This is a genomic window from Arthrobacter arabinosi, from assembly GCF_054511115.1.
On the sequence record NZ_JBTNDF010000001.1, the window covers coordinates 433,061 to 455,738 of the forward strand.

The 22,678-nt window shown below is 69.0% G+C and carries 19 protein-coding genes; 15 read left to right on the forward strand and 4 right to left on the reverse strand.

The features are described from left to right. Positions 1-380 precede the first annotated feature (380 nt). From ACX80P_RS02085 to ACX80P_RS02105, 5 genes are all read left to right on the forward strand, one after another. Positions 381-1,415: a PhoH family protein gene (locus tag ACX80P_RS02085; protein WP_459276364.1), complete on the forward strand. Its 1,035-nt coding sequence runs from the start codon at positions 381-383 to the stop codon at positions 1,413-1,415. Continuing rightward, positions 1,412-1,885, forward strand: a complete 474-nt coding sequence (gene ybeY / locus ACX80P_RS02090; RefSeq protein ID WP_459276365.1) for an rRNA maturation RNase YbeY — start codon at positions 1,412-1,414, stop codon at positions 1,883-1,885. The genes ACX80P_RS02085 and ybeY overlap by 4 nt, the downstream gene beginning before the upstream one ends. Continuing rightward, positions 1,882-3,192, forward strand: coding sequence for a hemolysin family protein (locus ACX80P_RS02095; RefSeq protein ID WP_459276366.1), 1,311 nt, complete (start codon positions 1,882-1,884; stop codon positions 3,190-3,192). The genes ybeY and ACX80P_RS02095 overlap by 4 nt, the downstream gene beginning before the upstream one ends. After that, positions 3,179-4,108: a GTPase Era gene (era, locus tag ACX80P_RS02100; RefSeq protein WP_459276367.1), complete on the forward strand. Its 930-nt coding sequence runs from the start codon at positions 3,179-3,181 to the stop codon at positions 4,106-4,108. Before ACX80P_RS02095 ends, era begins: the two co-directional genes overlap by 14 nt. Positions 4,109-4,294: 186 nt before the next feature. Next, complete coding sequence (locus ACX80P_RS02105; RefSeq protein WP_459276368.1) at positions 4,295-5,875, forward strand: LCP family protein; 1,581 nt, start codon at positions 4,295-4,297, stop codon at positions 5,873-5,875. Positions 5,876-5,942: 67 nt separating this feature from the next. Here the strand turns inward: ACX80P_RS02105 and ACX80P_RS02110 are convergent, their stop codons facing one another. Next, positions 5,943-7,901, reverse strand: coding sequence for a M13 family metallopeptidase (locus tag ACX80P_RS02110; protein ID WP_459276369.1), 1,959 nt, complete (start codon positions 7,899-7,901; stop codon positions 5,943-5,945). 226 nt (positions 7,902-8,127) lie between these two features. Here ACX80P_RS02110 and leuA point away from each other — a divergent pair, with 226 nt between their 5' ends. The 3 genes from leuA to ACX80P_RS02125 all read left to right on the forward strand — a co-directional run bounded on the left by leuA (position 8,128) and on the right by ACX80P_RS02125 (position 11,495). Next, a complete protein-coding gene (gene leuA / locus ACX80P_RS02115) occupies positions 8,128-9,870 on the forward strand; it encodes a 2-isopropylmalate synthase (RefSeq protein WP_459276370.1) in 1,743 nt (580 codons plus the stop codon). 81 nt (positions 9,871-9,951) lie between these two features. Next, positions 9,952-10,698, forward strand: a complete 747-nt coding sequence (gene recO / locus ACX80P_RS02120) for a DNA repair protein RecO (protein ID WP_459276371.1) — start codon at positions 9,952-9,954, stop codon at positions 10,696-10,698. Beyond that, entirely contained in the window at positions 10,695-11,495 is an 801-nt protein-coding gene (locus ACX80P_RS02125; RefSeq protein ID WP_459276372.1) for an isoprenyl transferase, read from the forward strand. Before recO ends, ACX80P_RS02125 begins: the two co-directional genes overlap by 4 nt. Positions 11,496-11,531: 36 nt before the next feature. On the opposite strand, the gene ACX80P_RS02130 is transcribed toward ACX80P_RS02125, so the two are convergent. Further along, entirely contained in the window at positions 11,532-12,611 is a 1,080-nt protein-coding gene (locus ACX80P_RS02130; RefSeq protein WP_459276373.1) for an alpha/beta hydrolase, read from the reverse strand. Positions 12,612-12,701: 90 nt separating this feature from the next. Here ACX80P_RS02130 and ACX80P_RS02135 point away from each other — a divergent pair, with 90 nt between their 5' ends. Continuing rightward, on the forward strand, positions 12,702-13,784 hold the full coding sequence (locus tag ACX80P_RS02135) for a quinone-dependent dihydroorotate dehydrogenase (RefSeq protein ID WP_459276374.1): 1,083 nt from the start codon (positions 12,702-12,704) through the stop codon (positions 13,782-13,784). Positions 13,785-13,874: 90 nt separating this feature from the next. On the opposite strand, the gene ACX80P_RS02140 is transcribed toward ACX80P_RS02135, so the two are convergent. Beyond that, positions 13,875-14,465 carry a DUF3043 domain-containing protein gene (locus ACX80P_RS02140; protein ID WP_459276375.1) on the reverse strand — a complete coding sequence of 197 codons (591 nt, stop codon included), beginning with the start codon at positions 14,463-14,465 and terminating at the stop codon, positions 13,875-13,877. Positions 14,466-14,572: 107 nt separating this feature from the next. On the opposite strand from ACX80P_RS02140, the gene ACX80P_RS02145 reads away from it, so the two are divergent. From ACX80P_RS02145 to ACX80P_RS02170, 6 genes are all read left to right on the forward strand, one after another. Then, positions 14,573-15,997 carry a dipeptidase gene (locus tag ACX80P_RS02145; protein WP_459276376.1) on the forward strand — a complete coding sequence of 475 codons (1,425 nt, stop codon included), beginning with the start codon at positions 14,573-14,575 and terminating at the stop codon, positions 15,995-15,997. Positions 15,998-16,150: 153 nt separating this feature from the next. Continuing rightward, a complete protein-coding gene (locus ACX80P_RS02150; protein WP_459276377.1) occupies positions 16,151-16,531 on the forward strand; it encodes a HesB/IscA family protein in 381 nt (126 codons plus the stop codon). Between the two features lie 170 nt (positions 16,532-16,701). Continuing rightward, positions 16,702-17,574 carry an aa3-type cytochrome oxidase subunit II gene (gene ctaC, locus ACX80P_RS02155; RefSeq protein WP_459276378.1) on the forward strand — a complete coding sequence of 291 codons (873 nt, stop codon included), beginning with the start codon at positions 16,702-16,704 and terminating at the stop codon, positions 17,572-17,574. Next, complete coding sequence (gene ctaD, locus ACX80P_RS02160; RefSeq protein WP_459276379.1) at positions 17,574-19,301, forward strand: aa3-type cytochrome oxidase subunit I; 1,728 nt, start codon at positions 17,574-17,576, stop codon at positions 19,299-19,301. Before ctaC ends, ctaD begins: the two co-directional genes overlap by 1 nt. Next, the gene (gene ctaF, locus ACX80P_RS02165; protein WP_459276380.1) at positions 19,298-19,699 is read left to right on the forward strand and encodes a cytochrome c oxidase subunit 4; all 402 of its coding nucleotides are present in this window, start codon (positions 19,298-19,300) and stop codon (positions 19,697-19,699) included. Before ctaD ends, ctaF begins: the two co-directional genes overlap by 4 nt. Before the next feature lie 120 nt (positions 19,700-19,819). After that, on the forward strand, positions 19,820-20,611 hold the full coding sequence (locus ACX80P_RS02170) for a GntR family transcriptional regulator (RefSeq protein ID WP_459276783.1): 792 nt from the start codon (positions 19,820-19,822) through the stop codon (positions 20,609-20,611). A gap of 381 nt (positions 20,612-20,992) precedes the next feature. On the opposite strand, the gene qcrB is transcribed toward ACX80P_RS02170, so the two are convergent. Next, complete coding sequence (qcrB, locus tag ACX80P_RS02175; RefSeq protein ID WP_459276381.1) at positions 20,993-22,678, reverse strand: cytochrome bc1 complex cytochrome b subunit; 1,686 nt, start codon at positions 22,676-22,678, stop codon at positions 20,993-20,995.

Consider the following 22,678-nt stretch of genomic DNA (forward strand, 5'->3'; position numbering starts at 1 on the left):
TGTTTCAGCTTGGCACAGCGCGGGAGCGCTTCCCGGTCGAATCCGGACGCACGCGACGACTGAAACCTGATCGATACGAAGCCGTGGCCGATTCGCGACGGAAGCGCGGAATCGACACGGGAGCAGGGGCGGACCCCGAGAAACCGCTTGCATTCCGGCGGATCCGGGGGAATCAAGCGGGCCCGGCACGTGTTGGACAGAGGGCCGGCACAGGCGCGACACAGGTGCGACGGGGTACGATGGATGTCCCTGCCTTCCGCGCGGGACAGGACCACCAGCACGACACTCCGGGTACCATACCCCGGACACCACACCCCGGACACCACGCTCCGGACACCACGATTCACGCAAGGGGCGATCAAAGGCCGGACGGCCGGGATATGAGCGATTCTTCACCAGGCATCAATGCGGCAGGACTCGACACCAGGATGTTCCTCTTCGACTCGACGGAGCAGATGGTGCAGGCGCTGGGCTCCAACGACGAGGCGCTCCGGCTGATCGAGGACTCGTTCCCCGGCGTCGGCCTCCACGCCCGCGGGAACGAGCTGACCATCACGGGTCCCTCGGCCGATGTGCTGCGGACCGAACGGCTCGTCGACGAGATCCGGTCGATGGCCGCCAACAACGCCCCGGTCTCGCCCCAGGTCCTCGAGCAGCTGGTCACCATGCTGAAGACCCAGAGCGCGGCCCGCCCGGCGGAGGTCCTGTCCGTCAACATCCTCTCCTCCCGGGGCAGGACGATCCGGCCCAAGACGCTGAACCAGAGCACCTACGTCGACGCGATCGACCGCAACACCATCGTGTTCGGCATCGGTCCGGCGGGCACCGGCAAGACCTACCTCGCGATGGCCAAGGCCGTCCAGGCGCTGCAGCACAAGGAGGTCAACCGGATCATCCTGACGCGACCCGCCGTGGAGGCGGGGGAGCGCCTCGGGTTCCTGCCGGGCACGCTCAACGACAAGATCGACCCCTACCTGCGTCCCCTGTACGACGCGCTCCACGACATGATGGACCCCGATTCCATCCCGCGGCTGATGGCGGCGGGGACCATCGAGGTCGCCCCGCTCGCCTACATGCGCGGGCGTACGCTCAATGACGCGTTCATCATCCTCGACGAGGCCCAGAACACCACGCCGGAGCAGATGAAGATGTTCCTGACGCGCCTGGGGTTCGGCTCGAAGATGGTCGTCACGGGCGACATCACGCAGGTCGACCTGCCCGGCGGCACGAGCTCGGGGCTGCGCGTCGTCAGCGACATCCTGCGCGACGTCGACGACGTGTACTTCAGCGAACTGGACGCGTCCGACGTCGTCCGGCACCGGCTCGTCGGGGACATCGTGAGCGCCTACGGCGCGTGGGACGAGGACCAGCGCGCCGCCCAGGCACGGTCCAGCCGCCCGACGGCCGTCCGATGAGCGTCGAGGTCAACAACGAGTCCGGGCACGACGCCGACGAGGCGTCCCTCGTGCGCCTGGCCAACTTCCTGTTCGAATCGCTCTTCATCCACCCCGAGGCGGAACTCTCGATCATCCTCGTGGACACGGCGGCGATGGAGAAGCTGCACCTCGAGTGGATGGACGAGCCGGGTCCCACCGACGTGCTCTCCTTCCCCATGGACGAACTGCGGCCGGGGACGCCCGGCCGGGTGACCCCCGCCGGGCTCCTCGGCGACATCGTCCTGTGCCCGGAGGTCGCAGCGTCCCAGGGCGCGGCAGCAGGACACAGCACCAACGACGAGCTGCTGCTGCTGACCACGCACGGGGTCCTGCACCTCCTCGGCTACGACCACGCGGAACCCGAGGAGGAGAAGGAGATGTTCGGCCTGCAGCGCCAGCTCCTGTCCGACTTCCTCGGCGGCGACGCACCCCGGGAGACACGCGCTTGACGGTCTGGCTCCTCGCGCTGATGGGGTTGTTCTTCGCGCTCATCGCTGCCCTCGTCACGGCCGCGGAGGCAGCGTTCAGCTACCTCCCGCGCCAGGAGGGCGAGGCACTCGTCCAGGAATCGCGGACGCATTCGATCCGACGGATCCTCGACGCCCCCGTCGCCCACATGCACGCCCTCCGCTTCTGGCGGGTGTGGTTCGAGATGGCCGGTGCCGTCGCCGTCGCCATCCTCTTCCACGACCTGCTCGACAACATCTGGCTGGCAGGCCTCCTCGCCACCGCGGTGATGGCCTGCATCGGCTTCGTGATCGTCGGCGTGTCCCCCCGGCAGCTCGGCCGCTCCCACGCCCCCGCCGTCGTCCGCCTGACTGCCGGGCTCGTGTCCTTCCTCTGCGCGATCCTCGGACCGATCCCGCGCTGGCTCGTGCGCATCGGCAGCTCCATCACGCCGGGTGCCGACCGCGAGGAAGCCGCGTTCTTCACGCAGGAGGAGTTCCGCGAGCTCCTCTCCCGTGCGTCCGACGCCGAGATGATCGAGGACAACGAGGCGGAGCTCATCCACTCGGTGTTCGAACTCGGCGACACCAAGGTCCGCTCCGTCATGGTCCCGCGCACCGACATGGTCACGATCGAGTCCGGCTCCACGCTCAGCCAGGCCATGTCCCTCTTCCTCCGCTCCGGCTACTCCCGCATCCCGGTGATCGGGGAGAGTTCGGACGACATCCGGGGGCTGCTGTACCTGAAGGACGTCGTCGCCAACCTCCACGGCCGGCCGGCGTCGAACCTGTCCCGGCCCGTCGACGTCGAATGCCGGCCCGCGCGCTACGTCCCCGAGTCCAAGCCCGTCGGGGACCTGCTGCGCGAACTCCAGCGCGAATCGACGCACGTCGCCGTCGTCATCGACGAATACGGCGGTACCGCGGGCCTGGTCACCCTCGAGGACCTCATCGAGGAGATCGTGGGCGAGATCGTCGACGAGTACGACTCCGAGGTGCCCGAACAGGAACAGCTCGACGGCGGCGAGTACCGGGTGAGCGCGCGCATGGGTATCGACGACCTCGGCGAGCTGTTCGGTCTCGACCTCGACGACGAAGAGGTGGACACCGTCGGCGGCCTGCTGGCCAAGACGCTGGGCAGGGTGCCGATCGTCGGATCAGAGGTCACAATTGACGGTATCGGTCTGCGGGCCGAGCGCATGGAGGGCCGGCGCAACAGGGTCTCCCACGTGATCGCCCACCGCCTACCCCCCGAGCACGCAGAGCAGGACGAACGAGAGACGATTGAGGCTGACAATGAGCGACGCTGAGCACAGGGCAGGATTCGTCTCGCTCGTCGGACGACCGAACGCGGGCAAGTCGACCCTCACGAATGCCCTCGTGGGGCAGAAGGTTGCGATCACGTCGGCGAAGCCGCAGACCACCCGCCACACCATCCGGGGGATCGTGAACCGCGAGGACTCGCAGATCGTCCTCGTCGACACACCCGGGCTCCACCGCCCCCGCACCCTGCTGGGGCAGCGGCTCAACGACCTCGTCGCCGACACCCTCTCCGAGGTGGACGCCGTCGGATTCTGCCTGCCCGCCAACGAGAAGATCGGCCCCGGCGACCGCTTCATCGCCGAGCAGCTCGCCCGGCTCAACCGCAAGCCGCTGATCGCCGTCGTCACCAAGACGGACCTCGTGGACCGGCGGGCCCTCACCGACCAGCTCCTGGCCGTCGCGAAGCTCGGCACGGACGTCGCGGGCCCCGACGGATGGGCGGACATCGTGCCCGTCTCCGCCGCGGACGGGTTCCAGGTGGACACCGTCGCGGAGGTCTTCAGCAGGCACATGCCCGCATCGCCCGTGCTCTACCCGGACGGCGAGCTGACGGACGAACCGGAGGCCGTCATGGTGGCCGAACTGGTCCGCGAGGCCGCCCTCGAGGGTGTCCGGGACGAACTCCCGCACTCCCTCGCCGTCGTCGTGGAGGAGATGATCCCCAGGGAGGGGCGCAGCGAGGACAACCCCATGCTCGACGTCCACGTGAACCTCTACGTCGAACGCCCGTCCCAGAAGGCGATCATCATCGGCAAGGGGGGCGCGCGGCTCAGGGAAGTCGGCACGAACGCACGCCGGGGGATCGAGGCCCTCCTCGGGACGCGGATCTACCTCGACCTGCATGTCAAGGTGGCGAAGGACTGGCAGCGGGATCCCAAGCAGCTGGTCAAGCTGGGGTTCTAGCGGGCACGCCTTCCCCGGTCCGTTCGTTGGACCGCCGGAACGGGCCCAGCGGCCGTCCCGCGCCGGTCGGCCGACGTCGGTCCCCGCGGACCCGCCGTGGCGGCGGTCGACGGCGGCACGACCGCCGTCCGACCATCGCAACCGTCCAACCATCCGAACCGTCCAACCATCCGAAGGAGCCCGGGCATGACCCGCCGACCATCCAGTGATGACGCGCGTAGCGCCGGCGACGCCCCCGAGGCGATCCCCGCCGGTGCCGCCGGCGACGCTGGCCCGGCAGGACGGCACCTCGGTCGCGGCCGGCGCAACCGCGGGCTCAGGACCGCGGCCATGGTCATGGCGGCCGTGCTCCTCGCCTCCGTGGCATTCGTCGCGGTCCAGGTGTTCCGCCTGCAGTCGAACGTCACGACCTCCCCGCTGAACCTGGGCGAGAACGGGGAGTCCGCGCTTCCCGTCGACTCCAGCACCGACCCCCTCCAGATCCTCATCCTCGGCACCGACACGCGCACCGGCAATTCGGGGAAGTTCTTCGGCAGCGAGGACGATTCCTCGGGCGAGGGCAACTCCGACGTCATGATGCTGCTCACGCTCTCCGCCGACCGCGAGAACGTCACCGTCGTCTCGTTCCCCCGCGACCTGCTGGTCCCCCTGCCCAGCTGCGTGAACCCCGAGACCGGGGAGAGGTCCCAGGCGATGGACCTCGGCCAGCTGAACGGCGCGCTCGGCGAGGGCGGACCCGGCTGCACGGTCGCCGCCCTCAACAATCTCACCGACCTGTCGATCGACCACTTCATGATGGCCGACTTCAACGCGGTGAAGGAGCTCTCCTCCACCCTGGGCGGCGTCGAGGTGTGCGTCGAGGAACCCGTGGACGACGAGTACTCCGGGCTGTCCCTGCCCGCGGGGACCAGCGAGGTGGAGGGAGACCAGGCGCTGGCCTTCCTGCGGACGCGTCACAGCTTCGGCGACGGCGGCGACACGGGACGCATCGCGGCGCAGCAGTCGTTCCTCGCGTCCATGGCCCGCAAGGTCCGCGCCGAGGGGACCCTGACCAACCTCCCCAGGCTCTACTCGATCGCGGAGACGATCACTCGCAACCTGACGGTGGACGAGGACCTGTCGAAGCCGACCGAGCTGCTGAAGATCGCCGACCGCACCAAGGACGTCGACCTCGGCAACATCGCCTTCGTGACGGTTCCCACCGAGCCCTGGGCCGAGGACCCGAACCGCCTGGTCCTCGACGAGGACGCGGCCGCGCCGCTCTTCGACGCCCTGCGGGAGGACAGGGGCCTCACCGACGGCGCCCCCGAACCCTCCACGGCGGCGACGACGGGCCCGGCGACCACGGCCCCGGCGACCACGGCGCCCGCCACCCCGGCACCCGCCACCCCGACGGCTCCGGCGGTCGATCCCGGAGCGGTCCCCGTCCTCGTCGTGAATGCCACCGAGAACCCCGACCGGGGCGCCGAGGTGCAGGAACTGCTCCTCGCCGCCGGCTACACCCAGGCCACGCCCTACGCGTCCGTGCCCGCAGAGCTGACGCAGGTCTACTTCAGCACCGGCTACGAGGATGCCGCCGCCGATCTCGCCGCCCGCTTCGGCGTCCCGCAGAGCCAGGTCTCGCTCGACGAGTCCGCCGCCGGCGTCCAGTTGCTCGTCGGGGCAGACCTGGCGACGGGCTCGAAGGTCGTGGTACCGCCGCTCGGCAGCGGGCTGCAGGGCCAGACGGCCGACCAGGTGACCTGCCAGGCGTCCTCGGGTCTGTAGGGCGGCACCCGGGCGAGGACGGGCCCCCGTGCCCTGACGGGCGCGCGGGCCCTCCCGCCGGTGGGGACTACCAGATGCGCACGCGGTCCTCGGGCTCCAGCCACAGCCGGTCCTCCGGGCCGAGACCGAACGCCGTGTGGAACTCGTCGAGGTTCCTGACCACCTGGTTGCAGCGGAACTCGTTGGGGGAGTGGGGGTCCACGGTCAGGCGGCGCTTGGCCTCCTCCGGCCGGATCTTCTGCTGCCAGCACGTGGCCCACGAGAGGAAGAAGCGCTGCGTCCCCGTCAGGCCGTCGATCACCGGCGCCTCCGCGTCCCCGAGGCTCAGGAGGTACGCGCGGTAGCTGATGCCGAGCCCGCCGAGGTCCCCGATGTTCTCGCCGAGGGTGAGTTCACCGTTGACGGTCTGCCCCGCGACCTCGGACGGTTTGAGTGACGCGTACTGGGCGACGAGGCGTCCGGTCAGGGCGTCGAACGCCGTCCTGTCCGCCTCGCTCCACCAGTTGCGCAGGCGGCCGGTGCCGTCGAACTGCGATCCCTTGTCGTCGAAGCCGTGGCCGATCTCGTGGCCGATGACGGCGCCGATCGCCCCGTAGTTGACGGCGTCGTCGGCCTCGATGTCGAAGAACGGGGGCTGGAGGATGGCTGCCGGGAAGACGATCTCGTTCATCGTGGGCATGTAGTAGGCGTTGACGGTCTGCGGTGTCATGAGCCACGTGCCGCGGTCGATCGGGCCGCCCAGCTTGTCGAGCTGCCGGCGGTGCTCGAACTCGGCAGCTCTCAGCACGTTCCCGTAGAGGTCGGACGCCTGCACCTCGAGCGGCCCGTAGTCGATCCACTGCTCCGGGTAGCCGATCTTCGTGGTGAACTGCGAGAGCTTCTCGAGGGCCCGGTCGCGGGTCTCGCCCGTCATCCAGGCCAGCGACGAGATGCTCGCCTCGTAGGAGGCGATGAGGTTGCCGACCAGCTGGAGCATGGCGGCCTTGTGCGTCGCCGGGAAATGCCGTTCGACGTACCGCCGGCCGATCGCCTCGCCCATCGCCCCCTCCACGAGGGCGACGCCGCGCTTCCAGCGGTCCTTGATACGGGGGGTGCCGGCCAGGTGCGTGCCGTAGAACGCGAAGGCAGCGTCCACGAATCTCTCGTCGAGGTAGTCGGCGGCGTGCAGCAGGACACGGCTCGTGAGCCACTCCCGCCAGGTGCCGAGGTCCTCGGAGCGCAGGGCGCCGTCGAGTCCACGCACGAAGTCGGGCTGGTTGACCACGAGCTCCACGGCCTGCCCGGCGCTGTCGGTGACGATGCGCAGCCACGGGACGAGGTGGGGCGACAGCCCGGCGACGTCATCGTGCCGGACGAGGTTGTAGGTCTTCTGCGGGTCCCGGCGCTCCACGGACCCCATCGACGACGCCGCCAGGCGCGTCTCGAGCTCGACGACGCGCGTCGCGGCGCCGGCCGGATCGGCGGTCCCGGCGAGCTCGAAGAGCCGCTCGAGCAGTTCCCGGTACCTGTCTCGCGTCTCGGCGAAGCCTTCCTCCCGGTAGTAGGACTCGTCCGGCAGGCCGAGCCCCGACTGGTACACGTGCAGCAGGTAGCGCTCCGGGTTGCCGGCATCGTTGCTCACGTACGGTGCCACGAAGCCCTGGACACCCGAGCGGGTCAGGCCGGCGCTGAGGTCCACGAGCTCCTCGACCGTGGACACCGCCTCGATACGCTCCAGCAGTGGCCGGATCGGGGCGGATCCCTCGGCCTCGATGCGTGCCGTGTCCATGAAGTCCGCGTACAGGGTGCCGAGCTTGGCGTCGATCCCGTCGGTTGATCCGGCAGCCGCCTGCGCCGCAGCCTCCTCGATGATGGTGCGGACGGCGAGCTCGGAGGCGTCGCGCAGGGCGGTGAAGGAGCCGGTGAGCGGGCGGTCGTCGGGGATGGCCGTGTCCTTCAGCCAGACGCCGTTCGCGTGCCGGAAGAGGTCGTCCTGCGGCCGGACCGTCGTGTCGAGCGTGGCCGGGTCGAAGGTGCTGATCGTCATAGTCGGTTCCTGATTCCTCGTGGTACTTCCGGGGCGTGCACTCGTCCGAGCGCCCCGGAGGCCATCCTATGTGCCGTGCTATCGTGGCAGGGTGCGCGCACAGAGAACTCTTCTTCGGTGCCGCGGCGGGGCCCTCTAGGACTCGGAGCCACTGGCCACCCTCGCCGCGGAGTCCGCGTTGCCCGGCCGACAGCACATCCAGTCCCCACAGACAAGGCCGTCCCCCATGCGAAACGCACAGAAGACCTCCGGTATGCCGTTCGGCAAGTACCGGCCCTTCCAGGACCAGATCACCGTCGAACTCCCCGACCGCACCTGGCCGGACCGCGTGATCACGAAGGCACCCCGCTGGTGCGCCGTCGACCTCCGTGACGGCAACCAGGCCCTCATCGACCCGATGAACCCCGAACGCAAGCACAAGATGTTCGACCTCCTCGTCCGGATGGGCTTCAAGGAGATCGAGGTCGGCTTCCCGTCGGCGTCGCAGACGGACTTCGACTTCGTCCGCCAGCTCGTCGAGGGGGACCGCATCCCCGACGACGTCACCATCCAGGTCCTGACGCAGTCCCGTGAGCACCTGATCGAGCGGACCTACGCGTCCCTCGAGGGAGCCGACCGGGCGATCGTGCACCTCTACAACTCGACGTCCGTGCTGCAGCGGCGCGTGGTGTTCAACCAGGACCAGGACGGCATCATCGACCTCGCCCTCCAGGGGGCCCGGTTGTGCCGCAAGTTCGAGGAGAACATGGGGGACACCGCGATCACGTACGAGTACTCCCCGGAGTCCTTCACGGGCACGGAGCTCGATTTCGCGGCCCGTATCAGCAACGAGGTGTCGGCGGTGTTCGAGGCCTCGGCGGACCGCCAGATGATCCTCAACCTGCCGGCGACCGTCGAGATGGCGACGCCGAACGTGTATGCCGACTCCATCGAATGGATGAGCCGCAACCTCGCGGACAGGGACGGCATCATCCTGTCGCTGCACCCCCACAACGACCGCGGCACCGGCGTGGCGGCCGCGGAACTCGGTTACCTGGCCGGCGCGGACCGCATCGAGGGATGCCTGTTCGGCAACGGCGAGCGGACCGGCAACGTGGACCTGGTGACGCTCGGGATGAACCTGTTCAGCCAGGGCATCGACCCCCAGCTCGACTTCTCCGACATGGACTCGATCCGCCGGACCGCGGAATACTGCAACCAGCTCAGCGTGCCGGAGCGGTCCCCGTACGGTGGCGATCTCGTCTTCACCGCCTTCTCCGGCTCCCACCAGGACGCCATCAAGAAGGGCTTCGAGAGCATGGAGCGCGACGCCGCGGCAGCCGGCGTCGGCGTCGACGAGCTCCCGTGGGCCGTCCCGTACCTGCCGATCGACCCGAAGGACATCGGCCGGTCCTACGAGGCCGTCATCCGGGTCAACTCGCAGTCCGGGAAGGGTGGTGTGGCGTACCTGCTCAAGAACGAGCACAGCCTGGACCTGCCGCGCCGCGCGCAGATCGAGTTCTCCGGCGTCATCCAGCGCCGAACGGAGACCCAGGGCGGCGAGGTCAGCGGCAGCCAGCTGTGGTCGGTGTTCCAGGACGAATACCTGCCGACCCGCGCCGACGGCGGATCCGAGGCCTGGGGCCATTACGAGCTCACCTCGGTGAACACGGACACGGCCGAGGACGGCTCGTTCAAGCTGGTCGCGACGCTCCTGGTCGACGGCGTGCAGCAGCGGAAGGCGTCCCAGGGCAACGGCCCGATCGATGCGCTGCTCACCATCCTCGGTCAGGACGGGGTGGACGTCCGCGTCCTCGACTACACCGAGCATGCCCTGTCCTCCGGCGGCAACGCCCGCGCCGCAGCGTACGTCGAATGCGCTGTCGGCGAGCGGGTGCTGTGGGGCGTCGGCATCGACGCGAACACCACGATGGCCGCGCTGAAGGCCGTCATCTCGGCGGTCAACCGGGCCATCCGCGACGCCGCCTGACCGGAAACCGGCCGCGACGTCCCACCCCCGCCGCCCCGTGCCGGGCAGGCCGGCGGGGGTGGCAGGTGGGAGAATGATCCAGTGCCTTCCTCGTCAGCATCACGCACCTACCGCACCGAAGGCGTCGTGCTGCGCACCTACAAACTCGGTGAGGCGGACCGCATCATCGTCCTGTTGACCCGCGAGCACGGGCAGGTCCGCGCCGTCGCCAAGGGCGTCCGGCGGACCAGCAGCAAGTTCGGTTCCCGCCTCGAGCCGTTCATGTCCGTGGACCTCCTCCTCGCACACGGGCGCAGCCTCGACGTCGTCACGCAGGCGCAGACCAAGGGCGCCTACGGCCACGGCATCGCGTCGGACTACGCGCGGTACACCGCGGCGACCGCCATCGCCGAGACCGCCGAACGCCTCACGGACATCGGCGAGTCCGGGGGAGCGCAGTACGCGCTCGTCGCCGGGGCGTTCTCCGCCCTCAGCCGGAACCTGCACCCCTCGGAACTCATCCTCGACTCGTACCTGCTGCGCGCCCTCGCGACTGCGGGGTGGGCTCCGAGCTTCACGGCGTGCGCCCGCTGCGGCGCCCCGGGTCCGCACTCCGCCTTCTCCGCACCGCTCGGCGGCGCGGTATGCCCCGCCTGCCGGCCGCCCGGCTCGGCGTCGCCGTCGCCCGCGACCATGGACCTGCTCGGGGCGCTGCTCACGGGCGACTGGGCGACCGCGGACGCGTCGGAGAACAGCGCGCGGCGCGAGGCCGCGGGCCTCGTCGCCGCCTACCTGCAATGGCACCTCGAACGCGGGGTCGCCTCCCTCAAACATGTGGAGCGTGCATGAAGAACCCCGCCCGACCCGTGGCACCCTGGCCCCACCCGAGCGGTGAGCAGGCACCCGTCATCCCGCGCCAGTTCGTCCCCCGGCACGTGGCGATCGTGATGGACGGCAACGGCCGGTGGGCCAACGAGCGGGGCCTGCCCCGCACCGAAGGGCACAAGGCGGGTGAGGCGGCGCTGCTGGACGTCATGGCCGGGGCGATCGAGATCGGCGTCGAACACGTCTCCGTCTACGCGTTCAGCACGGAGAACTGGAAGCGGTCGCCCGAGGAGGTGCGGTTCCTGATGGGGTTCAACAAGGACGTGCTGAGGCGCCAGCGGGACCAGCTCGACCGGTGGGGGGTCCGGATCCGGTGGTCGGGCCGCCGGCCGAAGCTGTGGCAGTCGGTCATCCGGGAGCTGGAGGAAGCCGAGCAGTACACCCGCGGCAACACCACCTGCACCCTGACCATGTGCGTGAACTACGGCGGACGGGCCGAGATCGCCGACGCCGCGCGTGCCATCGCCGAGGACGTCGCTGCCGGGACCCTGAAGGCGTCCTCGGTCGGCGAGAAGACCGTGCAGCGCTACCTCGACGAACCCGATCTCCCCGACGTCGACCTGTTCCTGCGCACCTCCGGCGAGCAGCGGCTGTCCAACTTCATGCTCTGGCAGTCCGCGTACGCGGAGATGGTCTTCATGAACACGCTGTGGCCCGACGTGGACCGCCGCACCCTGTGGCGCGCCATCGAGGAATACGCCTCGCGTGACCGCCGGTACGGGGGAGCGGTCGACCAGGCCGCGCAACGGGCGTCCTCCTAGCGCGTCAGGCGGGGAGGGGACCGGTCGGGCGTCCGCCTAGCGCGTCAGGCGGGGAGGGGACCGGTCGGGCGTCCGCGAGGCGGGTGTTTGCGCGGTGCGTGCCCGTGCGTCGGCGGGGACGTGGGCGTCCAGCCACCCCGCGGTGATCATGACGGCGGCGCGGCGCACCTCCGGCCGGGACAGGAAGACGTCGTGCAGGGCGCCGGGCAGGCGCCGGATGGTGACGTCGTGCCCGAGCTCCGCCGCGCGGCGCACCATCGGCCCCACGTCGAGGATGATGTCGGACTCCAGCATCGACGCGTTCCAGGTGGCGCTGATCGTGGAGGCCGTGGAGCACAGCACGAGGACGGGCACCGGGACCGTCACACCGCGGGCCAGGGCGGCATGGCCGGCGAGGACTGCCGCGAGCCACCCGGCGCGGACAGGGAATCCCGCCTCGGGTCGCCAGGCCGGGGCCACCGGCCATTCGCCGTCGAGGGTGTCGCTGATGCTCCTGAAGTAGAACCCGGGCTCGGGGAGGCGCAGCCGCGCCTTCGGCCGGCGGCGCGAGACCGTGTCGAGGACGCCCTGCGCGGCGCTGCGCAGCAGCGCGCTGCCCCGGGTGTCGAGCCAGGGGCTGTTGAGGACGAGCGCCGCGACCCGCCCCGGGTTGCGTGCCGCCCAGAGCGTCGCGGTGAGTCCTCCCGTCGAGTGCGCCATCAGCACCACCTCCACGGCCGCACCGCTCCCTGTGCCTGCACGGGCGGCCAGCCGCGCGCGCAGCGCCGCCAGGGCGGCGTCGAGGTCGGCGTCGTACTCGTCCAGGGAGCGCGCGAAACCGGGTGTCTGGCCGGGCAGCAGGCTGCGCCCGTACTTGTGCAGGTCCAGGGCGAAGAACGCCCACCCGTGCCCGGAGAGCGCCCCGGCGAGCTCCGTGTGGAAGAAGTAGTCGCTGAACCCGTGGAGGTAGAGCACGGCCCGGGTGGGTGCCGGCGCCCCGCCGTCCGCCCGGGAGGGTACGTCCGGCTCGTAGGCGACGAGGGTCGCCACCCGGGGGCCCTCGTCGTCGGGCTCGAGAGGGAGGGTCAGCGCGCGGAAGGGATCGCCCAGGATGTCCTCCGACCAGCCGTCGTCCATGCCTCCGACCCTACCGGCGCGCACCGTCGGAAGCCTCCGGGTGGTGCCCGCGGATTGGTGCGTGCCGCAGGGGCGTGGAAGTCTTGGGGCATGCGTTTCTACCCGACCTTCTTCAGGATCGCCTTCTCCGGCATGGATGCGGAGAGGGCCCACCGGATCGGGTTCGCCCTCATCCGCGCCGTCGACCTCACGCCGGCCGGCTGGGTGCTGCGCCGGCTCTGCGCTCCCGACCCGAGCCTCGCCACCACCGCCTTCGGCGTGGAGTTCCCGTCGCCGTTCGGGCTGGCCGCCGGCTTCGACAAGGGCGGCACGGGAGTGCTCGCCCTGACCGCACTCGGGTTCGGCCACGTCGAGATCGGTACCATCACCGGCCAGGCGCAGCCGGGCAACCCCGCTCCGCGCCTGTTCCGGCTCGTCGAGGATCGGGCGGTCATCAACCGGATGGGCTTCAACAACGACGGCGCGGCCGCCGTCGCGCCCCGCCTCCGGTCGGCGCGCGAGCGGCTGGCCCGCCGCTACCGGTCGCGGCCACGCCCCGTGGTCGGCGCCAACATCGGCAAGACGAAGCGCGTGGACCTCGCCGACGCAATCGCCGACTACCTCGTCAGCGCCGAACAGTTGGCTCCGGTGGCGGACTATCTGGTGGTCAACGTGTCCTCCCCGAACACCCCGGGCCTGCGACTGCTCCAGGGCGTCGACTCGCTCCGCCCGCTGCTCGAGGCCGTCCGCCGCACCGCGGACGAAGCGGCGGGACGCCACGTGCCGCTCCTGGTCAAGATCGCCCCGGACCTCACGGACCAGGACATCGACGACGTCGGGGCCCTCGCCCTGGCCCTGGGCCTCGACGGCATCGTCGCGACGAACACCACCATCACGCGGGAGAACCTGGTCACAGATGCCGACACCGTCATGGCGAAGGGCGTCGGAGGGCTGAGCGGGGCGCCGCTGAAGGCCCGGTCACTGCAGGTCCTCGAGCGTCTGCGGTCGGCGGTCGGGGACCGGCTGGCCATCGTCGCCGTCGGGGGCGTGGAGACGCCCGAGGACGTCCTGGAGCGGCTCGAGGCCGGCGCAACCCTCGTCCAGGGCTACACAGGGTTCCTCTACGAGGGACCGTTCTGGGCGCACCGCATCAACCGCGGGCTCCTGCGCGCACGGCGCGGCACAGCGGCCTGACCCGGATCGACGCGACAAGAGCCGGGCCCGAGGGCCCGGCTCTTGTCGTCGATGGACGGGAGGAGGATGCGGAGCGGCCTGCGCCGAAGGTCAGGAGGGGTACTGTCCCCGGCTGACCTGCGGCTTCGGCAGGCGGAGGCGCCGGAGCTGCAGGGCGCGGGTCACGCCGTACCAGAGGTCGCCCTGATGGGGGGCCCCGAACTTGTCGGTCAGCTTCTTCTTGAGCTTGCGACGCAGCAGCACGCAGTCCACGATCACCGCGACGATCAGGACCCAGAACGCCATCAGCACGGCGCTCTGTACGGCGAGGGACTGGAAGAAGCTGAGGATCACGAACACCAGGGCGGCGATCATCAGGAACTCGCCGATGTTCACCCGGGCGTCGACGAACTGGCGGATGTACCGGCGGTTCGGGCCCTTGTCGCGCAAGGGGAGGTAGCGTTCGTCGTCGGTGTCGAGCGCCCGCCGCATCTTCGCCCGCTCGTCCCGCACGGTGGTGCGGCTCTGCTCGCGCGCCGCCTTGCGGTCATCGGGCACGAGGGGCCGCTTGCGCGCCGCCTGCTGCACGCTGCGCCTGGGCGTGGGTGCGCCCTTTCCCTGCGGGCGCTGCGCCTCGGGGATGCTTGAAGCGCTGTCAACGACTTCCTGGGCAGAGGGGGCTTCTTTGTTTCGTCCGAACACCCCTTCAGGATACCGGGTCCGGGGCGGCCGGAGGTCGGGCCCGGACCCGGTATCCTGCGGGGCGCCGGCCCCCGGCCTCCGGGGTGCGGCGTGTGTAGGGTTCTGGCATGACTTCCACGAACACCTCGCCCGACCACCCGCACGATCGCTCGCGTGTCGGCGACCGGCTCCGCGCCAGCGTCGACGCGTCCTTCCCCCGCATCGTCGAGCACCTCTCGAGCCTCGTCTCCATCCAGGGCATCGCCTGGGACGCCTTCGACGCCCGTGAGCTCGACCGCAGCGCCGAGGCGGTCGCGGACCTGATCCGCGGCGTGGGGATCGACGACGTCCGCATCCTGCGCGTCGACAACGACGGCACACCCGGCGGTCCCGCCGTCGTTGCCCGCCGTGCCGCGGCCGAGGGCCGGCCGACCGTCCTCCTGTACGCCCACCACGACGTCCAGCCGCCCGGGGACCCCTCGCTCTGGGAGACCGAGCCCTTCGTCGCGACGGAACGCAACGGTCGGCTGTACGGCCGGGGTGCGGCCGACGACAAGGCGGGCATCATGGCGCACATCGGAGCGTTCGGCGCACTCACCGAGGTCCTCGGCGACGCCTTCGGTGTCGGCGTGACCCTGTTCATCGAGGGCGAGGAGGAAGCCGGGTCGCCGACGTTCCGCTCCTTCCTCGAGACCTACCGGGACGACCTCGAAGCCGACGTCATCGTCGTCGCCGACTCCAGCAACTGGAGGGTGGGCGTGCCCGCCCTGACCACGAGCCTGCGCGGACTGGTGGACGGCACCATCGAGGTGCAGGTCCTCGACCACGCCGTGCACTCGGGCATGTTCGGCGGGCCCGTGCTGGACGCCCCGACGCTCCTGGCCCGGCTCATCGCGACACTGCACGACGACGCCGGCGACGTCGCCATCGCGGGCCTGCACGGCGGGGACCACGCGAGCGTGGACTACGACGAGGACGACTTCCGCGCCGACGCATCGGTGCTCGACGGCGTACGCCTCGCCGGTACGGGGACCATCGCCTCGCGCCTGTGGCACAAGCCGGCCCTGTCCATCATCGGCATGGACATCCCGTCCGTGGCGCTGTCCTCCAATACGCTGCTTCCGCGGGCCCGCGCCAAGTTCAGCCTCCGCCTCGCCCCCGGCCAGGACCCCGAGGCCGCGATGGACGCCGTCCGCGCCCACGTCGAGACCCATGCCCCGTTCGGCGCCCGGGTGACGTTCACGGCGGGGGAGACGGGCAGCCCCTTCCGGACGGACACCACGGAACCGGCGTCCAGGCTCGCCCTGTCCGCTCTCGGGGAGGCGTGGGGTGTCGAGCCCGTGGAGGCGGGCATGGGCGGCTCGATCCCCTTCATCGCGGACCTGACGGAGCTCTTCCCGGCCGCGCAGATCCTCATCACCGGCGTGGAGGATCCTGACTCCCGCGCGCACAGCGCGAACGAGTCGCTGCATCTCGACGAGTTCCGGAAGGCGGTCCTGGCGGAGGCGATCCTACTCGCCCGGATCAACGACGGCGGGCTCTCCGCAGAATGAACGGCCGACGGCGGGGCGGAAATGTTTCTGCCCCGCCGTCCGTTATGCCTTCTGCGGGTCCGGCGTACGATGAAACGACAGCCGTGCGCGCGACACCGCGGACGGCACTGAGAGCGGACACACCAGGGTGGGGTCCGAGCGAGGAGAAACACCATGAGCACATCGACCACCGACACCGGGTCCCTCCAGGGATCCACGGAACCGGCCGCGCACGAGGTCAGCCTGTCCGACGTCGCAGCGGGCAAGGTGCGGAGCCTCCTCGAGCAGGAAGGCCGCACCGACCTCCGTCTGCGTGTCGCTGTCCAGCCCGGCGGCTGCTCCGGCCTGATCTACCAGCTGTACTTCGACGAGCGCGTCCTCGACGGTGACGCCGTCCGCGACTTCGACGGCGTCGAGGTGATCGTGGACAAGATGAGCGTCCCCTACCTGTCCGGAGCGTCGATCGATTTCGAGGACACCATCTCGAAGCAGGGGTTCACCATCGACAACCCGAATGCAGGCGGATCCTGCGCCTGTGGGGACTCCTTCCACTAGCACGCAGACAAGGCCCGGAACGTCACCGACGAGGTGTGTTCCGGGCCTTTCGCATGTCACCGGATCGCAGGTCTTCCGGGTAAGCTCTACAGTGAGTAGTAAAACTGGATGTGCACCCCGGGCCGCTTCACGGGCGGGTGGCAACGCACGTAGAAAAGGAAGGTCCGTCTGTGAGTTCGCAGGACCGAACCGGTAGCAAGCGCGTCAGGATCGCGAAGATCTCCAGCATCTCGCTGGCCGGCGCCCTCCTACTGACCGGCTGTTCGGCTGAAGCCCAACGGGGCTGGCTTCCGGCAGACCGGGACAACACCAACCACACCGGGGCCATCACCGATCTGTGGGTCAACTCGTGGATCGCGGCCATGGTCGTCGGCATCATCACGTGGGGCCTGATCATCTGGTGCATGGTCGCGTACCGTCGCCGCAAGAACGACACCGGGTACCCGCGGCAGATCAGCTACAACCTGCCGCTCGAGATCTTCTATTTGACGATCCCCCTCTTCATGGTCCTCGTGTTCTTCTACTTCACGGAGCGGGACATCAACACGATCGACGCCCGCGTCGAGGATCCGGACGTCATCGTGGATGTCCGCGGCAAGCAGTGGTCGTGGGACTTCAACTACGTCAAGGAAGACAAGTACTCCACGGGCGTCCAGGGCAGCCTGAACGGTGAGGAGGGAGTGCCTGAGAACCTTCCCACCCTCTACCTGCCGGTGAACAAGAGCGTCGAGTTCCAGCTCAATGCCCGCGATGTGCAGCACTCGTTCTTCGTCCCCGGATTCCTGATGAAGCGCGACCTCTACCCGGGCCGTACCAACTACATCAACCTCACGCCCACCAAGGAGGGCACCTTCGAGGGCAAGTGCGCAGAACTGTGCGGCCAGTACCACTCGGAGATGCTCTTCATGGTGAAGGTCGTCTCCCAGGAGGAGTTCGACACGCAGATGGCGCAGCTGGAGGACGGTCAGCTCGGCGATGAGTACGACCGCGACTCCTACCCTGAGGATGATCCCGACACCGATCCAGCCAGGAGCAGCAGCTGATGTCCACCTTCGAATACACCCTTGAGGAAGCCGGCACCGTTGCGGCTCCCCGTGTCGTTCCGAGGTCCAAGGGACGCATCGTCGTCAACTGGATCACCTCGACCGACCACAAGACGATCGGGTTCATGTACCTGATCTCCTCGTTCGTGTTCTTCTGCTTCGCCGGTGTCATGGCCCTCATCATCCGGGCCGAGCTGTTCGAGCCCGGCATGCAGATCCTGCAGACCAAGGAGCAGTACAACCAGCTGTTCACGATGCACGGCACCGTGATGCTCCTGATGTTCGCGACTCCGCTGTTCGCGGGCTTCGCGAACGTCATCATGCCGCTCCAGATCGGCGCGCCCGACGTCGCCTTCCCGCGGTTGAACGCGCTGGCCTTCTGGTTCTTCCTGTTCGGCAGCACGATCGCCGTGTCCGGCTTCATCACCCCCCAGGGCGCCGCCTCGTTCGGCTGGTTCGCGTACGCGCCGCTGTCGAGTACGACGTTCTCGCCGGGTGTGGGCGGAGACCTGTGGGTGTTCGGACTCGCGCTCTCCGGCTTCGGCACCATCCTGGGTGCCGTCAACTTCATCACCACGATCATCTGCATGCGCGCCCCGGGCATGACCATGTGGCGCATGCCCATCTTCACCTGGAACACGCTGATCACGGCGATCCTCGTCCTGATGGCCTTCCCGCCGCTGGCCGCCGCGCTCTTCGCCCTCGGCGCCGATCGCCGTTTCGGGGCCCACATCTTCGATCCCGAAGCGGGCGGAGCCATCCTCTGGCAGCACCTCTTCTGGTTCTTCGGGCACCCCGAGGTGTACATCATCGCCCTGCCGTTCTTCGGCATCGTCTCCGAGATCTTCCCGGTCTTCAGCCGCAAGCCGATCTTCGGGTACAAGGGCATCGTCTACGCGACGATCGCGATCGCCGCCCTCTCGGTGACCGTGTGGGCACACCACATGTACGTCACGGGCGCCGTGCTGCTGCCCTTCTTCGCCTTCATGACCATGCTCATCGCGGTCCCGACCGGCGTGAAGTTCTTCAACTGGATCGGCACGATGTGGCGCGGATCGATCACGTTCGAGACCCCGATGCTGTGGAGCATCGGCTTCCTCGTCACCTTCCTCTTCGGTGGCCTGACGGGCATCATTCTCGCCTCACCCCCGCTCGACTTCCACGTCTCGGACACCTACTTCGTGGTCGCTCACTTCCACTACGTGGTCTTCGGAACCGTGGTCTTCGCGATGTTCGCCGGGTTCTACTTCTGGTGGCCGAAATTCACGGGGAAGATGCTCAACGAGCGCCTCGGCAAGATCCACTTCTGGATGCTGTTCCTCGGCTTCCACGCCACGTTCCTCATCCAGCACTGGCTCGGCGTCGAGGGCATGCCCCGCCGCTACGCGGACTACCTGCCCGAGGACGGCTTCACGGCCATGAACCAGTTCTCCACCATCGGGTCCTTCGTGCTCGGAGCCTCGCTGATCCCGTTCTTCTGGAACGTGTACGTCACCTGGCGTACCGGCAAGAAGGTCGAGGTGGACGACCCCTGGGGGTTCGGCGCCTCACTGGAGTGGGCGACGTCCTGCCCGCCGCCGCGCCACAACTTCACCTCGCTGCCGCGCATCCGCTCCGAGCGCCCGGCGCTCGACCTGCACCACCCGGAGCTCCAGCAGACCCACACCCCCGATGAGAGTGCTGCCAGCTTCATGGGCGCCGCTGACCGAAAGGACGCCAACGCATGAGGGTCGAGACGAAACTCTTCACCTACCTGACGCCGTTCTTCCTGCTCGTCGGTACGGTGTACGGGTTCCTGGTCGAGTGGTCGGAGCCGGTCGGCTTCCTCGCCCTCTACCTCACCGCCGGGCTGTCCGGGATGATCGGGTTCTACCTCAACTTCACGGGAAGGCGAGTAGGGGACCGTCCGGAGGACCGCCTCGACGCCGAGATCCACGAGGGATCGGGTGAGCAGGGGCACTTCAGTCCCTGGAGCTGGTGGCCCCTCGTGCTCGGACTGGCCGCCGCCACCGGTTTCGCGGGACTGGCGATCGGCTTCTGGATCCTGTACATCGGCATGGGGCTCGCCGCGATCGCCCTGGTCGGCTGGGTCTTCGAGTACAGCCGCGGGTACCACGCCCACTGACCGATCCGCTCGACCATGAAAGGGGAGTCCGCCGAGCGCGGGCTCCCCTTTCGTCTGCCCGCCGTCGTACAGTCGTCCTGACCGCCCACGTCCGGTACCCGATCGCAGGAGATGGAATCCATGGTTGTGCTGCCGCGACGTTTCGACGCAGAACCGCTCGACGACGCCTCGGCAGTACCCAAGCATGTGCAGGTGCGCGAGAGCCTGCGGCACTACATCCGACAGTTCGGTGAGCCCGGGGAAGGCGTCCCCTCCGAGCGGGCTCTGAGCAACTATTACGGGGTCGCGCGGATGACCGTGCGCCATGCGATCGACGCCCTCGTCGCCGAAGAGGTCCTGGAGCGCATCGTGGGGCTCGGGACCTTCGTCGCCCGCAGCAAGATGGACCTGCACATGAAGATGACGTCCTACACGGAGGAGATGATCCGCCGCGGCATGGTCCCCGACGCACGGGTCCTCAGCTTCGAACAGCAGGGCGCGTCGCCCCTCGTGGCGAGGGAACTGCAGATCGACATCGGCCAGCCCGTCGTGCGGTTCCGACGCCAGTTGCTCGCCGACGGTGAGCCCATGAGCGTGGACGAGAACTTCATCCCGGCGCACTGCGTCGCCGGCATTCTCGACGATCCACCTCCCACGTCCCTGTACAACGTCCTGAGCGAGAAGTACGGGCTGGTCATGGAGTGGGGCGAGGACACCATCGAGGCGACCGCCGCCTCCCCGTCGATCGCGCGCCTGCTCAACGTCGAGATGAACGCGCCCCTGCTGAAGATCCAGCGGCACGCCTACGTGGCGCGCACCATGGTCGACTATTCGGTCTCCTACTACCGGGCCGACCGGTACAAGCTGTGGGTGCCCCTGCAGCGCCCGGGTGTGCGCACCCCGCGGGCGTACAGCGCCAAGCGTCTCGGTTAGGCGGGGTCAGCGGCCCGCGGTCACCGCGAGGCCGACGCCGATCAGGTGCCGGCGACATGACCCGCCGGCACCTGCGCCGGCGCGTGGGTGCGCCGACCGATGCGTGTCCGGCCGCCGGCATGGGCAGGAGCATGGGGGCGGCCGGGCCGGCGACGGCGGCCGCCCCGGCGGTTCCGAGTTCGGCGGTTCCGAACACGCCGGTCACGGAACTCGGCGATGGTGGAGTGGGCGGGAAGGTTCCCCCAGGGGTCACGACGAGCACCAGGACGATGCCCGTGACAGTGCACCCGAGGTGCGGGTGCGCCCGGAACCTGCCGGGGATGCAGGAGGGGCCCGGACAGTGTGTCCGGGCCCCTCGATCAGCTGTTCGGGAGATGGTCCCTAGTGGCTGGCGATGGACTCGCGATCCTTCGCTCCGGCGATCTCACCGTGGTGGTCGCCGTGCGAGGCTTCGAGTTCCCGCGGTGTGACCGGTGCCACGCGATCCTCGAAGAAGAAGTGCGACACGCGCCCGTGGACCTTGTCGAGCAGGCTGACCTTGCCGTTCTCGTCGGCCCTGGGGACCGTGACCTCGGGGGACTCGAAGGCGGTCAGCTTGTACCGCTTGTAGTCGTCGACCGGCTCGTGGACCTCGATGAACTCCCCGTGCGGGAGGCGCACGATGCGCCCGGTCTCGCGGCCGTGGAGCGCGATCTCGCGGTCCTTGCGCTGCAGGGCCAGCGAGATGCGCCGCGAGATCATGAAGGCGAGGATCGGACCGACGACCACCAGGAAGCGCAGCCAGTACGTCACGTCGTTCAGCGACACCATGAAGTGCGTGGCGATGAGGTCCGAGCTGGCCGCGGCCCACAGGACGCAGTAGAAGGTGACGCCTGCCACGCCGATCGCGGTGCGGGTCGGAGCGTTGCGGGGGCGGTTGAGCAGGTGGTGCTCCCGCTTGTCCTTCGTGACCCACGCTTCGATCCAGGGCCACGCGAACATCAGGGTGAAGACGATCATGGCCGGGACGAGGGCGGGCACCAGGACGTTCAGCGACAGCGTGTTGACGCCCCAGGGGAAGGGGATGTTGAACTCGAAGTCGAAGTTGTCTCCCAACGTCCCGGGCATGAGGCGCAGCGCGCCGTCGACCCAGCCGATGTACCAGTCGGGCTGGGTACCGGCGGACACGGGGGACGGGTCGTACGGGCCGTAGTTCCAGATCGGGTTGATGGTGAACGCGGCTGCGATCGCTGCAAGGACACCGAACACGATGAAGAAGAATCCGCCGGCTTTGGCGGCGTACACAGGGCCCACGGGGTAGCCGACGACGTTCGTGTTCGTCCGGCCGGGGCCGGGGAACTGGGAGTGCTTGTGCAGCACGACCATGAACAGGTGGATGCCGATCAGGAGCAGGATCACCGCGGGGATCAGGAGGATGTGGAGCACGTACAGGCGGCCGATGATCATCGTGCCCGGGAATTCTCCGCCGAAGAGGAAGAAGCTCAGGTAGGTGCCGACCACGGGGATGGCCTTCATGACGCCGTCGATGATGCGCAGGCCGTTGCCCGAGAGCAGGTCGTCGGGGAGCGAGTAGCCGGTGAAGCCCGCCGCGAGGCTGAGGATCAGGAGGACACAGCCGACGACCCAGTTGAACTCACGGGGGCGGCGGAATGCGCCGGTGAAGAACACGCGGAGCATGTGCACGGCCACGGAGGCCACGAACAGCAGCGCCGCCCAGTGGTGGATCTGCCGCATGAACAGGCCGCCGCGGACGTCGAACGAGATGTCCAGCGAGGACGCGTAGGCCACGGACATCTCGACGCCGCGGAGGGGCAGGTAGCTGCCTTCGTAGTGCGTCTCGGCCATCGACGGGTCGTAGAAGAAGGTGAGGAACGTGCCCGACAGCAGCAGGATGACGAAGGTATAGAGTGCCACCTCGCCGAACATGAACGTCCAGTGATCGGGGAAGATCTTCCGGCCGAACTCCTTGACGATCCCGGAGCCGCCGACCCTGGAGTCGACGTAGTCGGTGACCTTACCCACGCGCGTCTTCGGCACGTAGGGTTGCGTCACGGTTGAACTGCTCAT